We start from the raw sequence: 14,125 nt of genomic DNA, 5'->3' as shown, positions 1-14,125 counted from the left end.
AACTAGAACCAACAAATATCATGACATTATAAGGTAATGTACTTGAATTATTCTAAAGCGTTGATTTATATGGATATTGTTTTGGATCTCTATGATTTCAGTGCAATCGTATTATTACTATTTTGCTTTATTGCTTTTACCACGCGAACTGAGACTTCTAGTTGCTCTATTCTATGAGATTAATGCTATAATGTAATGTACTTACTTAATAGTAAAGAAATTATTAATATAGATTGAGGGTTGAACATGAAGGAATCATCTGAAGCATCAGTATATCATGCATTAAATATAGAATATGCGATTCATAGTGAAGCTAAGCTCAAGTTGGCTGAGTTGTTAAGAGAAGTTAAAAAAGAAGATTTATTACAATTTGCAAAGAAATTAAAACTTGTAGGCTACTCTAAACTGAATAAAGAAGATTTAGTAGTTGCATCAACGCAACATCTTGCAAATAAAGATTATTTAATTGAAAGTCTAATGTTATCGACAGATCAAGAACTTGAGTTTTGGCAAGACGTATATCATAACTCCGAACAATTGACTGTAGATATTTTACCTGGAAAGTATCGCTTCCTTCAAATGCAAGGAATCTTGTACTCGTTCTATCATCAAGAGAAGCTTAACTTCGTAATCCCAGATGAGATTAAAGCTTTATATAGTGAGATAAATTGGAATGAATTATTGGAAGTTCGTGCACAGAAACAACTAGTTCTTCAATATACATTAGCAGCTGCCCATCTATATGGAACTATTAGTTTAAATGATATTGTTGATATATATAATGAGCAAAATGATCAAGCGATTACGATGGATGAGTTCGAGAACATTACTAATTTTTATTTGCAAAGATCGCAGACTTATGATTGGTACGATGGTCAAATCATTTGTACGTATTTTGAAGAGGATAATATTGAGGAGCATGAATCTTTACTTGAACTAGTAAAGGATAAACCAAGATATGTGCCAAGCAAAGAGGGCTTGTTAAAGTACGCAGATGATTTATACTTTGAGATTACACCTAGCTATACGCGCCTTTATCGTCACTTAATTGATGAGCTGCAGGTGAATGTGATGTTAGCCAAGGAAATTATTGATGATGTACAGTTTGCTTGTTCAATGGAAGCGCCTTTAAATGATATTGTGTTTGAAATTGAGAAAAGAGATGTAGTATTCAAAGACAAGAAGCATATACAAAAGGTAACAGGATTAGTTATTGAACTATACAATGATACGAGACTCTGGTCTAATGTTGGTTTTACCCCGGATGAGGTAGCAAGTTTCTCACAAGATGTACAATTCAAACCGGTAGATGCTTTTCCGACAAATAGTTCTAATAAGATTGGGAGAAATGATCCTTGCCTATGTGGTAGTGGACTTAAATATAAAAAATGCTGTGGCAAATGAGTGGTTAAACTAGATTGACTCTATAATTGAAGAGCCTCGGGTTGTAATGCATGAACAATAAAACCATGACAAATGGCTATTTATCAGATATGATGAACAAATAATTGTATATCCAACGTTAGGTGCCAATGTTGATTCTGTATAGATCCTATTGGTTAAAAGGGAAGTGGGTGCAAATCCCACGCGGTCCCGCCGCTGTAAAAGAGAAGTTTATGCTTAATACCACTGGGTAACTGGGAAGGTAGCATAAATGATAATTCTTGAGCCAGAATACCTGCCTTTCGTTTCACACCAATTTTTCTACGATGGATAGGAAGGTGTTTATTTTTGCGTGCAAATGACAATTTAACGTAATTTTAAACCTCTTAACTCATCGTAAGAGGTTTTTTATTGTGATTATTGATCTGATAGGGAAATTGAGAGGAGTTTTGAAGTGAGAAGGAACAAATGGTTAGCGTGGTTACTGATTGTTAGTTTAATATTATCGACATTTATGACCAATGCGTCTGTATCATTGGCAAATACTAATAATGAAAGCTCCAGCCTTGAAACTGATCAAGTGCCAACATCTAAGCCTTCAATCAAAGCACTATACAGCGATTACAATACAATCTCATCTTGGGCAGTCGTTGCTATTCAACAAGCAACTAATCAAGGATTTATTCAAGGTAGTGACGGTAAGTTTAATCCACAATCATCGATTACTAGAGCAGAATTCACAAAAATATTAGTATTACTATTAAATCTTGAAACTGATGTGGAGCAAACTATTTCATTCGCCGATGTTGCAAGTAAGGATTGGCACTACGATTATGTTAATGTAGCTTACAAAAATGGTCTTATTAATGGTTATAACAATAAATTCAATCCACAGGCAACAATTACTCGTGAAGAAATGGCAGTAATTATATCTAGAGCTTTGAAGCTTACAACAGACACTTCTAAAAGTTCGATTAAAGATATTAATAAAATTTCAGCTTGGGCTAAGCTCGATGTTGAAGCAGTAGTAAGATTAGGTATTATCGTTGGTGATGCAGCAGGTTTTAATCCACAAGCTGCAGTGACGAGAGAAATGGCTGCAGTTGTTGCTGTAAGATCTTATTTGTATAAGCAAGATACTGAAGCTTACATAACATCATTAGAAGTTACTAAAATTAATAATCAGCTAAAAAAAACAGCTACGTTTTTACTAGGATCAGTAACAGATCCTATCATAGCTAGCGTTGGCGGCGATTGGACTGTGTTCGGCCTGGCACGTTCTGGTAAGCAAATTGATCAAGCCTATTATGCTAAATATTATGGAAATGTTGTACAGACTCTTAAAGACAATGCCGGAAAACTTCATAATGTAAAGTACACTGAATATGATAGAGTTATTTTAGCACTTACTGCGATTGGAAAAGATATCAAAGATGTAGCTGGATATGATTTGAGAAAGCCACTTGCGGATTATGAGACATTAATTAAGCAAGGAATCAATGGTCCGATCTTTGCACTTATTGCGTTAGATAGTAAGAATTATGAAATTCTTAAAGTTGAAGGTGTCAAAACACAAACAACAAGAGAGTTACTAATTCAATTTATATTAGATAGAGAAATTGCTGGTGGAGGATGGGCATTGGGGAGTAATCCAACGGAAGCAGACACTGATATTACAGCGATGGCTGTTCAAGGTTTGACACCGTATTACAAGAGCGATGTTAAAGTGAAAGCTGCAGTTGACCGAGGACTGGCATGGTTATCTACTGTTTTACAATCTGACGGAATTTATACAAGTTGGGGTGCAGCTAACTCTGAAAGTATTGCACAAGTGGTCGTAGCGTTGACAGGTCTTGGTATTAATCCTGATCAAGATACAAGATTTATTAAAAATGGCGAGTCTGTCGTTGACGCACTATTAGGCTATGCTTCATCTAATGGCGGATTCTATCATGTGAAATCTGGCGGTGCAGATAATGGAGGCGCGAAGCCAGGTGAGGTTGATCTAATGGCGACGGATCAAGCCTTCTACGCACTATCTTCTTATGAGAGATTTCTTACTAATAAGAACAGACTTTATGATATGACCGATGTAAAATAAAACATTTGCACAATAAGCAGAGGCGCTTGTAATTGCCTTTGCTTAATTGTTTAATGTGGAGGTTATTGGATGAATAGAAAGAAATGGTTAGCAGCAGTTGTGATTGTCGGTATCCTTATTGCAGCATTTTTCTGGGGAGGAGATTTTCAGAAAAAAACGATAACAACGATCGATCCAATTACTGAAGTTGTAGATTCAACTACTAATAATGAAGATTCAGCATTGATTCAAGGTGACGATGAAGTCGGTGATACTATAGAATCAGAAGACTCCGATGAAATAGAAGCTGGAGCGAATGATACGGACATTGAATCCATTGCTCCGGAGTCAACAGATGCGGTCGATAGTGAAACAAAGGAAGAGTCAGAAAATCAGCAACAGACAAAGTCGGATGACACAATAGCTCCCACCTCTACTAAACCACCAGTTAAGCCAACGACTAAACCTGTAGCTACGCCAAAAGTGACTGTAGCACCTAATGAACCGGAAAAGGAAAAGTATGAAACGGATCCTATTCCATCTGGAAAACCAAAGCCTGTCGAGTGGCAAGATGTAGAAATTGATAAAAATAAAGAGCTAACCGTTACACTATCTGTTTCAGCTGAAACCATTCTTAATAATCTTAATATTTTCAACGAGGATAAGCTTGAGGTTCTTCCGAAGGATGGCATCATATATAAAGCGAAAAAAGTTGTTTTCTATGAAGGCGAATCAGTTTTTGATGTTTTATTGCGAGAGATGAAAGCTAATAAGATTCATATGGAATTCGAGATGACTCCCATCTATAACAGTAACTACATTGAAGGAATTAATAATATATATGAATTCGATTGTGGAGAATTAAGTGGATGGATGTATAAAGTTAATGAATGGTTTCCGAATTATGGAGCTAGTCGATATACGTTACAAGATGGAGACGTTGTGGAGTGGGTATATACTTGTGATCTTGGTCGAGATGTGGGCGGATATGTAGCGGGAGATTCGAAATGATATTTCCCCTACTTTTTGCTAACCGTCTAGTTAGAACTATAACCCGTAAGATAAGCACTTGTAGTTGTGCTATCTTACGGGTTTTTATATGCAAAAAAATGGATCAAAAATATAATGAAGAATCATTATATGATATAGGGTAGATAATATCGAATAAGGACAAACTCAGAGATTATTATTTTGACCAATTGGTTTATTGAACATATAATATTGGTATGATTAAATTTGCGTGAGTGCAACAATTTGAGTTCAGTGCAAGAAAAGGGGCTGAAAGATCTATGTCTAAATTAGATGCATTGAGTCAATCCGCATCACATTCTTTGGATGGACGTTCTAAAGGGATAAAGCAATTACTGCCATTTTTGGGCCCGGCTTTTATAGCTGCAGTAGCTTATATCGATCCAGGAAATTATGCTACGAATATAACTGCGGGCTCTAAATATGGATATACTTTATTATGGGTTATTTTAGCATCGAATTTAATGGCTGTTCTAATTCAATCATTGTCGGCTAAATTAGGGATAAGTACAGGGAAAAATTTATCAGAAATGTGTCGTGAAAAATTCACGAAAAAAACATCTATTTTATTGTGGATACAAGCTGAGGTTGTTATTATGGCAACGGATTTAGCGGAGTTTATAGGAGCCGCATTAGGTATTTATTTGCTGTTTGATCTTCCCATGCTAACATCGGCTATTATTGCGGCGATTGGTTCATTCGCAATTTTGGAAATACAACGAAAAGGATTAAGAGCATTTGAAGCGGTTATTACAGGGATGGTTATAGTTGTAGTTATCGCTTTTGGGGCGCAAGTGTTCTATGCCAAACCTGATTCTACTTCAATTTTATTAGGATTATTCACTCCAAAATTTGAAGGAACTGAGAGTATATTATTATCTGCAGGCATGCTTGGTGCTACGGTCATGCCACATGCTATTTATCTTCATTCCTCATTAACACAGAAAAGAATAGTTGGAGAAAATGAGATTCAACGAAAAAAGATATTTAAATTTGAATTTATTGATATTATCATTGCAATGGTTATTGCTGGTGGCATTAACGCAGCGATGGTAATAGTTTCTGCAGCGTTATTTCATAACAATGGGTTAATTGTGGAAGATATTGACGTGGCATATCATCAATTCGGATTAATGTTAGGTCCATCAGCAGCTATTTTATTTGGAATTGGTTTATTGTCAGCGGGGTTATCTAGTTCATCAGTAGGAACAATGACCGGTGATGTAGTAATGCAAGGATTTATAAAAAGGAGAATACCTATTTATTTAAGAAGAGCTATAACGATGCTTCCTCCATTAATTATTATTCTTCTAGGAGTAAATCCTTCTAAAGCACTTGTAATTAGTCAGGTAATTCTCTCGTTCGGAATTGCTTTTGCGTTGGTACCTTTAATTATGTTTACAAGCAATAAGAAAATTATGGGGGAGCTCGTTAACCTTCGTGTGACAACAATATGTGCATGGGCGATTTCTGGGCTTGTTATTTGTTTGAATTTGTATTTGATGTATAAAACATTACTAGGTTAGTAAAGTGTATTGGATGTAAACATAAAAGGGATATTATTGCTATAGTGCAAAATTTAAGTGGGAGGGTTATCGTTGAGAAAACTCAACGATAACCTCTTTTCTTCATAGGGGCAGTTAAGTTTTATTGTTTGATAACAGTGAACCTTAAATAAAGTGCATAATGAAATACTCTGCGAATTAAAGATGGAAAAGAAGTACATAATGAAGCAGAATACTACAAATCAGAATATATGAGGTGCAAGATGACAACAAGAAAAGGTAGATTTCGTATAGGTGTCGAAGTGTTATTACTTATAGTAATATGTATTGGGATGTTAGTAAGTGGTTGCTCTAACACAAATACTGAAGTTAAGCCTGAGGGGACGACTACTCCTACAGCAGCCCCGTCACCGATGACCACTACTGCAGAACCGACAAAATCGCCAGCGGGCACGAATGAAACCGAGGCAAGTAATGATCAACTAAATAAATCCATGATTCCTGAAGGGGTTACTGTTCAAAAAGTTATTAAAGAGATTACAGTTAATAAAGACTACCTGAAAAAAGTCGAGTTACTAACGGATGGTGGAAAGTTGGTAACTATTTCAGATTCCAAAGGTGAAATAGTTTTGGAAAACATTGAGTATGATGGAGTAATAAAGTCGGTCAATGGAGATAAGGTTATTGTGAAGGTGGAGAAAGGTCAAGAACAGACTCTAACTATTACGAGCGATATTATCGTTGAAGATGAAGATAATCTTGGACTAAAAAGTGGAGTGGAAATTGAATGGGTAATAAACGCTAATGGTCAAATTGAAAGTGTAGAGTTAGATGATTGAATAGAATAAGAAAAAATTGTTAACAAAATAGTAATTGTAATTAATGAAAGCCACTTCTTCATGAGGTTAAAACCTAAGAAGGGTGGTTTTTATTTACGTTATATTATGAAATTATCATGTAGAGTGAATTGCTTTCTTAGAAATATATATATATCGATTTTCCTTATTGTATAATAAATTTGACTTCACTATAATAGAAATAGAAGAATACAATATCTGGAGGGAGGGGAATTTCATGTATATTAGAACGAATGTTATGGCACTTAATGTTATGAATAACCTTTATGCACATAATAATCAAATTTCTAAATCAATGGAAAGACTTTCAACTGGATATCGTATTAATCGAGCAGCAGATGATGCAGCAGGTCTTGCCATTTCTGAAAAGATGAGATTTCAAATTAACGGATTGAATCAAGCATCTAGAAATATACAGGATGGTATTTCATTAATTCAAACGGCTGAAGGTGCTATGCAGGAAATTCATGCTATGATTCAAAGAATGGGCGTTTTAGCGAATCAGTCTGCTAATGGTACTTATTCGGATTCAGATCGAGCAAAGATTCAATTAGAATTTGCTCAATTAAAGGAAGAAATAATTGGTATTGCTGAAAGAAGTAATTTCAATGGAATAAAGCTACTTAACGGTGATTTGTCATTACCTGCAAAGGGATTAGTCATTCAGGCAGGATCGGAAGCTGATGATCAGATAATTTTTAATATGCCGAATGTAATGGATGCAGTTGCAGGCATTACTGGCCTTGATATATCGACAGCCGCAGGAGCTCGCGCGGCCTTAGAAGCCTTAAAAGGAGCTGTCGACGATGTCTCAATGGGGCGTGCGAAGCTTGGTGCGTACCAAAATCGGTTGGAACATCGATATAATAGTGTAGTAAATATGTCTATAAATTTAAGTGCTGCTGAATCTAGAATTAGAGATGCAGACATGGCACAAGAAATGACGTTACTTATAAAATCTCAAATGTTAGCTCAAGTAAGCGTGAGTTTGTTAGCGCAAGCTAATATGATGCCAAGAAATATATTGAAGTTATTAGAAGCTTTATAATAAGTAGGTTATAGTTGAGAAATCTCAACTATAACCTTTTTTATTTTAAAAAATAATCCCGTTGACTTATTCGTTTTCTCTGTGCTAATGTGAGTGTGTAACGTTTCACATTGGTTAGAATGATGTTTCAAAATCGGAAGGGGGATAAAATGTAAGCGTGTTCTAAATGGTGAAAACTTGTTGTGTAAATATAGAATACGAGAGTCTGCTCTTATGTCGAATAATATTGTTGTAGCCAGAGCATTAATTCAGAGTATGCCCAATGAGCGAAGCAATGAAAGGATTGTGAAACATAATGTATTCAGAGTTGCAACAACAGCTTGAGAATAGTCAATTTTTACGTAAAGGAATGCTGCCCGATATTACAGTTTCAGGAGAAAAGAGGTGGAAAGAGAAAGAAGTTAGCAAGCGTAAAAAGATTGAGTTTGTATCAGCATCTCTTAATCATCAAGGTCCAGGACATTCAGAGATAAGCTATGATTATGCTAGAAATGAAGCGGGAAGCTTATTGATTCAGACGCCAACTTCATTGCCAGTGAAAAAAGATAATAATCGAGCATATGGGATTAGTCAATGTATGATTGGTTTTGAAAAAAAAGATTTAAGTGCTTTTAATCGACTATCCATATGGGTATATATTGATGCTCCAGGTTTTCATGCCGTTTATTTGGAAATGTCGATTCACAATAAGGGAGAATTTATTATGCCTAAGCCTGGGCGATTTGAAGGGACTCACCATCCGTGTCTAACACCAGGTCAATGGCACCATGTAGTCTGGGAAATTCCTTATATATATCGTGATTGTGTAGATGGTGTTTCATTGGGAGTACCTCTACTAGGAAGCTTACCGAATACTGCGACGGAATTGAAAGTATACTTCGCTGACCTTAGCTTTGAAGTTGTAGAGGAAGAAAATTATCTAGGATTTAATCTTCGTCATAATAGTATTGCATATTGCCACAGTGGTTATCGTGAAGGGGCTGTTAAGGAAGCTCTTATACAGCATAGTGATTCAAGTAACTTTCAATTACTAAATGTAGAGGGTCAAGTGGTCTACGAAGCAGAAGCGCAAAAGTTACCTAATGACTTCAAAAAGATGGATTTCACTAGCTTTAGAAAATCTGGTTGGTACACCTTACGTATAGGTGATATTAATTCTCGTCCTTTTGCGATAGGGAGCGATGCTTATTTATCAGCTGCGTGGAAAACACTAAATTTCTTTTATCTTGAGCGTTGCGGTGCTGATATTCCAGGTGTTCATACTGCCTGTCATCTAGATGTACTTTGTGTTCATCCCGATGGAAGAACACTTCCAATATCAGGTGGATGGCATGATGCAGGCGATGTGTCTCAAGGTCTTGATAATACTGTTGAATCTGCCTCTGCAATGTTAGATTTAGCAGCTGCTATAAAGGAGAAAGAAACTAGTTTATATGTTCGATTGTTAGAAGAGGCAAGGTGGGGAATAGATTGGATTATACGTACTCGCTTTGGAGATGGATATAGAAACACTGGATGCTTAATCGGAATTTGGACTAATAATGTTCATAGGGATTATGATGATATTCGCACTGAAGCAAAGAATAACGCTAGTAGTAATTTCAATGCTGCAGCAGTGTGTGCTAAGGCTGCTGGTATGTACACGGATGATTCTGTCTTTTCAGCTCATTGCCAACGAGTAGCTATAGAGGATTTTGCATTTGGCGTGGAAGAACTCGAAAATATACTGGCTCAAAAACAGGAAATTGTTCTCTTCGCTCAAGCTTCTATTGCGGGTTACGAGTTATTTGCCTTGACGGGTGAAGATCATTATTTGGCATTTGCTGCTAAATATGCAAGGCTGGTTATCGAGTGTCAGCAGTTAGATTGGAGAGAGGATTTTGAAATTCCTTTATCTGGATTTTTCTATGAAAGCCGTACAAAATCTAGAATACTAGCATATTTCCATCGAAGCTACGAGCATGCACCAATGCAAGCCTTAAGTCGACTTTATCAAATTGCACCGAATCATCCGGATGCATTGCTATGGAAGAGAAGTATGGAACTTTATGCTAACTATATTAAAGCAACTGCACATATGGTAGAGCCATATGGTGTATTGCCAAATGCTATTTATGAGGTTAATAATTGTGATTTTACTGGATTATACCATGAGGGTGATAACTCAGTAGGCCAGCCCACTATGGAAGAATATAATGAGCAGGTATTACATGGAATTCGATTAAATGCTACCCATTATATACGGAGATTCCCTGTAGCTTATCAATTCCGTGGGTTTCATGCTACGTTGATGGGCAAAGCCAAGGCGATTGCCTTTATTGATGAGGCATTGCAAGATCAGGAATTAGTAAATATTGCAACACGTCAAGTGGAGTGGATGCTTGGTTTTAATCCATTTGCAGTAAGTAGTGTCTACGGAGAAGGATATGATTACCATCCACTTTATGTCGCTTTCTCTGATCAGTTAGTTGGAGCGGTTCCTGTAGGCTTCGAAACTTTTGAAAATTTAGATGAGCCCTTCTTCCCAATGCAAAATGCACCTACTTATAAAGAGGTTTGGGTTCATACTACGTGCCGCTTAATGTGGTTAATTGCGGACTTGAATCGATCTTAGATGTTGTGTAAGCGCCTCATTTTGAATATTAGTTTATGTGAAATGAATAGCTTGGAGGCACATCGTATATGGTAATAAGACCAGTAACTCGTAATAAAATAATCTTTTCTCTTGTGCAGTTATTGTATTGTGCTGCAACTGCTAAATCAGTATTTACAGTTTTATTTCTACAACAAAAAGGTTTAAGTAATACGATTATCGGTTTAATAATTTCAATTAGTGCCGTTATGGTTATTTTTCTACAGCCATTGTGGGGATATATTAGTGATCGGTTTAGTGCCAGAATCCCTATTCTCATCACTTGCTTTACGATGGCAACGATCATGTATTGCATGCTACTAACAACAGACATACCTATTGTTCTTGGCATAATCCTCGTTCTAGTGAGTTTTTTTGAGTGTGCAATTGCGTCAATTTTGGATGTTTGGATTCTAGCGCATGTAGGTAAAAACTATGGTTCTATTCGTCTGTGGGGCTCGATCGGCTTTTCTGGGGCTGTTTTCATCTATTCACAGGTTATTGGTAGTGGAACTATAGCATCGATGTTTCCAGTATTTATCGTAGTGTCTATATTGACCTTGGTTGCATTCATTCTACTCATTCGTTATGCGGGTAGCGACCTTCCAACAAAAGAGAAAAGACAAATACAAAAGCTTTCACCTAAGGTGCTCATAGGCAATATTCGCTATGTGTTATTACTATGTTTCGTCTTTCTACTTTTTTTACCTAATTCACCATCATCAACTTTTCTCCCGAATTTATTTCAAGCAACTGGTGGAAGTGTTGAAATGTACGGCTTAAGCAATTCTTTTAAAGCTGCTGCTGAAATACCTGCCTTTCTGTTCGGTGCGTTATTATTAAGAAAATTCGGTCATGTGGCTATGATTTTCTTTGCATCAAGTCTATATTTTATGGCACAGCTTTTGTTCGCTTTAGCACAATCACCGATTCAAGTCGCATTAGGACAAGTTATGCAAGGTCCTGCGTATAGTCTATTGTTATTAGGAACTCTAAATTATGTGTACCAGTTAGCACCAAAGGAAATGCAAGTAACTGCTCAAACGCTTGTAAGTGCAATTGGCATGGGTCTTGCTGCAATTGTTGGAAATTATAGTGGTGGATTAGTTATTGACCATTATGGCATTAAGCCACTTTACTGGTTGGGCATGAGTATTATAGCAGCAGCAATGCTATTATTCTCAATTTCCTTTCTCTGGGGAAAAAAGAATAGTAATCATACGTTAATACAGACGAATACATCAACGGAACAATCACGTTGACATAATCGTTTTTTTTATGCTAATGTGAGTGTGTAGCGATTCACACTGATTTGTAATGTTATCTTTTCAATCCTAAAGGAGTGCTACTATGAACACAGTTATTAATCAATGTGTAAAATTTGTTTCAAAAGGCAAGGCTGAGCTACTAACAGAAGAATTACAATATGATAAACTAGAAGGAACAAAAATACTAGGTAAAACACTAGTTTCATTAATATCCTCGGGTTCCGAGGCTGGTGGCTATATGGCAGATTTTAAACCGGATCAGTATCCTATGGAAACAGGCTATGCGGCAATTTTAGAGGTACTTGAAGTAGGTGATCAAGTAACTACAGTCACTGTTGGTGACAAGGTGTTTGCAAGCGCTCCCCATTCACTTTATAACATCGTTGATGTTAGTGACACTGTACGTATGCTTGATGGTATGGAGCCAGAGGAAGCAGTGCTTTGTCGTTTTCCGGCAATTTCAATGACTAGTTTATTAAAGACACAAATTCGTCCAATTGAACCGGTACTCGTGACTGGTTTGGGAGTTGTTGGTCTAATGTGTGCACAGATGCTTCAACATTGTGGCTATCCAGTTTACGCAGTTGATCCTGGTGAAAATAGAAGGCAAATTGCGCTAGAGTGTGGATTACGGCATGTGTATGAAAACGTTCAAGATCTCCCTGTTATAGGACGTATCGGTCTTGCTGTTGAATGTTCAGGTGCTGAGCAAGCTACATTGAGTAGTTTAGATGTACTACGTAAAGGCGGAGAGCTCTCCTTAGTAGGTGTTCCTTGGTATAGAGGAACAGATACTTTTGCGCACGAGCTCTTACAAAAGATTTTCTATGGATTTGTGACGATCACTTCAGGATGGGAGTGGAGTATTCCTAAGCATCCAATTGACTTTATTCCTAGTAGCAATTATGGTAACTTTGCTGTATGTATGCAGTGGATTAAAGATGGTGATTTGAAAGTTAATGGTATTTATGAATTAGCAGATCCGCGGAACTGTGATTCTGCCTATCAATCAATTCTTAGTAAGACCACCTCCAAAACATGTATTATCTATGACTGGAGAGAGCTTGAATTATAATTGAAATTTTGTTTTAGGAGTTGTTTCAATGGCAACAATTAAGGATGTAGCAGAGCGTGCAGGATTATCAACTACGCTTGTTTCTAGATATTTAAATGAGCGTTCTGGCGTTAGTCCAGCATCAAAGGAGCGTATTCGAACGGCTATTAAAGAGCTTAATTATCGTCCTAATGGGCTAGCTCGTTCCTTAGTATTGCAAAAAACGCAAAGCATCGGAATTGTATTAGATAATTTATGCGCACCATTCGCTGCGAGATTAATTTCTGGACTTGAGCAAGGAGCAGAAGACTTTGATAAGGAAAATAAATATAATGTGATGTTTTGCTCTTCGAATGGTGATTTAGAAAAAAAGAGACGTCATGTTAATTTCCTAACTCAAGGGAGAGTAGACGGTATTATTATTTATGGTAGTTTAACATCAGATGACACGTTGATATCCGAACTAGCAGAATCAACCTTTCCATTTTTACTTATCGAGAACGACGCTGAAGGAATTCAAGTTGATAAAGTAGTTATTGATAATGCTGATGGGGCATTTCGAGCGACGGAGCATTTGATTAAACAGGGACATAAGCGTATTGCTCATATGGCAGGAAATATGAATTTGAAAATAACACTAGAACGGATGAATGGTTATATTAGAGCGCTACAAGACTATCAAATTCCGATTTCAAGTGATTTAATTATTCACCCTTCTTTTGATCCAGTACAATCCAATTTTGAGGATGATCGATACCCGCGAGGGGATCGTTCCTACTATTCAGCTGGATATACAGAGATGAAGAAAATTATTGCAGCAGGTAACTTGCCTGACGCTATATTCTTTGCGACGGATATCTGTGCGTTTGGTGCAATGCAGGCATTAGAGGAAGAGGGGCTATCTGTACCTGATGACATTTCCATCGTTGGTTTTGATGATGAGGATCCAGCTGACTATGGATCAAAAAGTCATCGAATAACAACAATGAGACAACCTTTATACGATCTTGGTTATACTGGAATTAAGCGGCTTATCCAAAAGGTAAAGACTCCTGAAATACCTGAGGAACGAATCGTACTTAAAACTAGTCTGATTATTAGAGAAAGTTGTAAAAAAAGGAGTTAATTTATATATATAACGATACACACTTTTTTCCTTTTTCTATGTAAAAACAAACAAAAAGAGCAATGACAGAACCTTGTTGTTGCTCTTTTTGTTTGTTTATTTACACAGCGTACACATAATTAATGATTAAGTGTGATATTTTT

General features: G+C 36.7%; 10 protein-coding genes and 1 riboswitch. All 10 genes read left to right on the top strand.

Annotated features, from left to right (window positions below):
- The first annotated feature begins 246 nt into the window (after nucleotides 1-246).
- The 10 genes from NV377_RS24025 to NV377_RS23980 all read left to right on the top strand — a co-directional run bounded on the left by NV377_RS24025 (nucleotide 247) and on the right by NV377_RS23980 (nucleotide 13,982).
- Nucleotides 247-1,404, top strand: a complete 1,158-nt coding sequence (locus NV377_RS24025) for an SEC-C metal-binding domain-containing protein (RefSeq protein ID WP_258203362.1) — start codon at nucleotides 247-249, stop codon at nucleotides 1,402-1,404.
- A 103-nt stretch (nucleotides 1,405-1,507) separates the two neighbouring features.
- A riboswitch (cobalamin riboswitch) is annotated at nucleotides 1,508-1,700 on the top strand.
- Nucleotides 1,701-1,837: 137 nt separating this feature from the next.
- The gene (locus NV377_RS24020) at nucleotides 1,838-3,484 is read left to right on the top strand and encodes an S-layer homology domain-containing protein (protein WP_258203361.1); all 1,647 of its coding nucleotides are present in this window, start codon (nucleotides 1,838-1,840) and stop codon (nucleotides 3,482-3,484) included.
- 69 nt (nucleotides 3,485-3,553) lie between these two features.
- Entirely contained in the window at nucleotides 3,554-4,474 is a 921-nt protein-coding gene (locus NV377_RS24015; RefSeq protein ID WP_258203360.1) for a DUF4430 domain-containing protein, read from the top strand.
- A gap of 278 nt (nucleotides 4,475-4,752) precedes the next feature.
- Nucleotides 4,753-6,018, top strand: coding sequence for an Nramp family divalent metal transporter (locus tag NV377_RS24010; protein ID WP_258203359.1), 1,266 nt, complete (start codon nucleotides 4,753-4,755; stop codon nucleotides 6,016-6,018).
- A gap of 242 nt (nucleotides 6,019-6,260) precedes the next feature.
- Entirely contained in the window at nucleotides 6,261-6,836 is a 576-nt protein-coding gene (locus NV377_RS24005; RefSeq protein ID WP_258203358.1) for a hypothetical protein, read from the top strand.
- A gap of 235 nt (nucleotides 6,837-7,071) precedes the next feature.
- Nucleotides 7,072-7,902, top strand: a complete 831-nt coding sequence (locus tag NV377_RS24000) for a flagellin N-terminal helical domain-containing protein (RefSeq protein ID WP_258203357.1) — start codon at nucleotides 7,072-7,074, stop codon at nucleotides 7,900-7,902.
- Between the two features lie 295 nt (nucleotides 7,903-8,197).
- Nucleotides 8,198-10,516, top strand: a complete 2,319-nt coding sequence (locus tag NV377_RS23995) for a glycoside hydrolase family 9 protein (RefSeq protein ID WP_258203356.1) — start codon at nucleotides 8,198-8,200, stop codon at nucleotides 10,514-10,516.
- 68 nt (nucleotides 10,517-10,584) lie between these two features.
- Nucleotides 10,585-11,796 (top strand): MFS transporter, encoded by a 1,212-nt coding sequence (locus NV377_RS23990; RefSeq protein WP_258203355.1) that lies wholly within the window; start codon nucleotides 10,585-10,587, stop codon nucleotides 11,794-11,796.
- Nucleotides 11,797-11,884: 88 nt separating this feature from the next.
- A complete protein-coding gene (locus tag NV377_RS23985; RefSeq protein ID WP_258203354.1) occupies nucleotides 11,885-12,877 on the top strand; it encodes a zinc-dependent alcohol dehydrogenase in 993 nt (330 codons plus the stop codon).
- 28 nt (nucleotides 12,878-12,905) lie between these two features.
- The gene (locus NV377_RS23980; protein ID WP_258203353.1) at nucleotides 12,906-13,982 is read left to right on the top strand and encodes a LacI family DNA-binding transcriptional regulator; all 1,077 of its coding nucleotides are present in this window, start codon (nucleotides 12,906-12,908) and stop codon (nucleotides 13,980-13,982) included.
- Nucleotides 13,983-14,125: the final 143 nt, after the last annotated feature.

This window comes from Paenibacillus endoradicis, assembly GCF_024721975.1.
Note: the sequence above shows the minus strand (reverse complement) of the source record. Positions and strands in the feature narration are given on the sequence as shown.

What these genes read in the sequence shown, in the direction of transcription:
- NV377_RS24025 (WP_258203362.1), top strand. Translation starts at nt 247, where the DNA reads ATGAAGGAATCATCTGAAGCATCAGTATATCATGCATTAAATATAGAA.
- NV377_RS23995 (WP_258203356.1), top strand. Translation starts at nt 8,198, where the DNA reads ATGTATTCAGAGTTGCAACAACAGCTTGAGAATAGTCAATTTTTACGT.
- NV377_RS23985 (WP_258203354.1), top strand. Translation starts at nt 11,885, where the DNA reads ATGAACACAGTTATTAATCAATGTGTAAAATTTGTTTCAAAAGGCAAG.
- NV377_RS24000 (WP_258203357.1), top strand. Translation starts at nt 7,072, where the DNA reads ATGTATATTAGAACGAATGTTATGGCACTTAATGTTATGAATAACCTT.
- NV377_RS23990 (WP_258203355.1), top strand. Translation starts at nt 10,585, where the DNA reads ATGGTAATAAGACCAGTAACTCGTAATAAAATAATCTTTTCTCTTGTG.
- NV377_RS23980 (WP_258203353.1), top strand. Translation starts at nt 12,906, where the DNA reads ATGGCAACAATTAAGGATGTAGCAGAGCGTGCAGGATTATCAACTACG.
- NV377_RS24005 (WP_258203358.1), top strand. Translation starts at nt 6,261, where the DNA reads ATGACAACAAGAAAAGGTAGATTTCGTATAGGTGTCGAAGTGTTATTA.
- NV377_RS24015 (WP_258203360.1), top strand. Translation starts at nt 3,554, where the DNA reads ATGAATAGAAAGAAATGGTTAGCAGCAGTTGTGATTGTCGGTATCCTT.
- NV377_RS24010 (WP_258203359.1), top strand. Translation starts at nt 4,753, where the DNA reads ATGTCTAAATTAGATGCATTGAGTCAATCCGCATCACATTCTTTGGAT.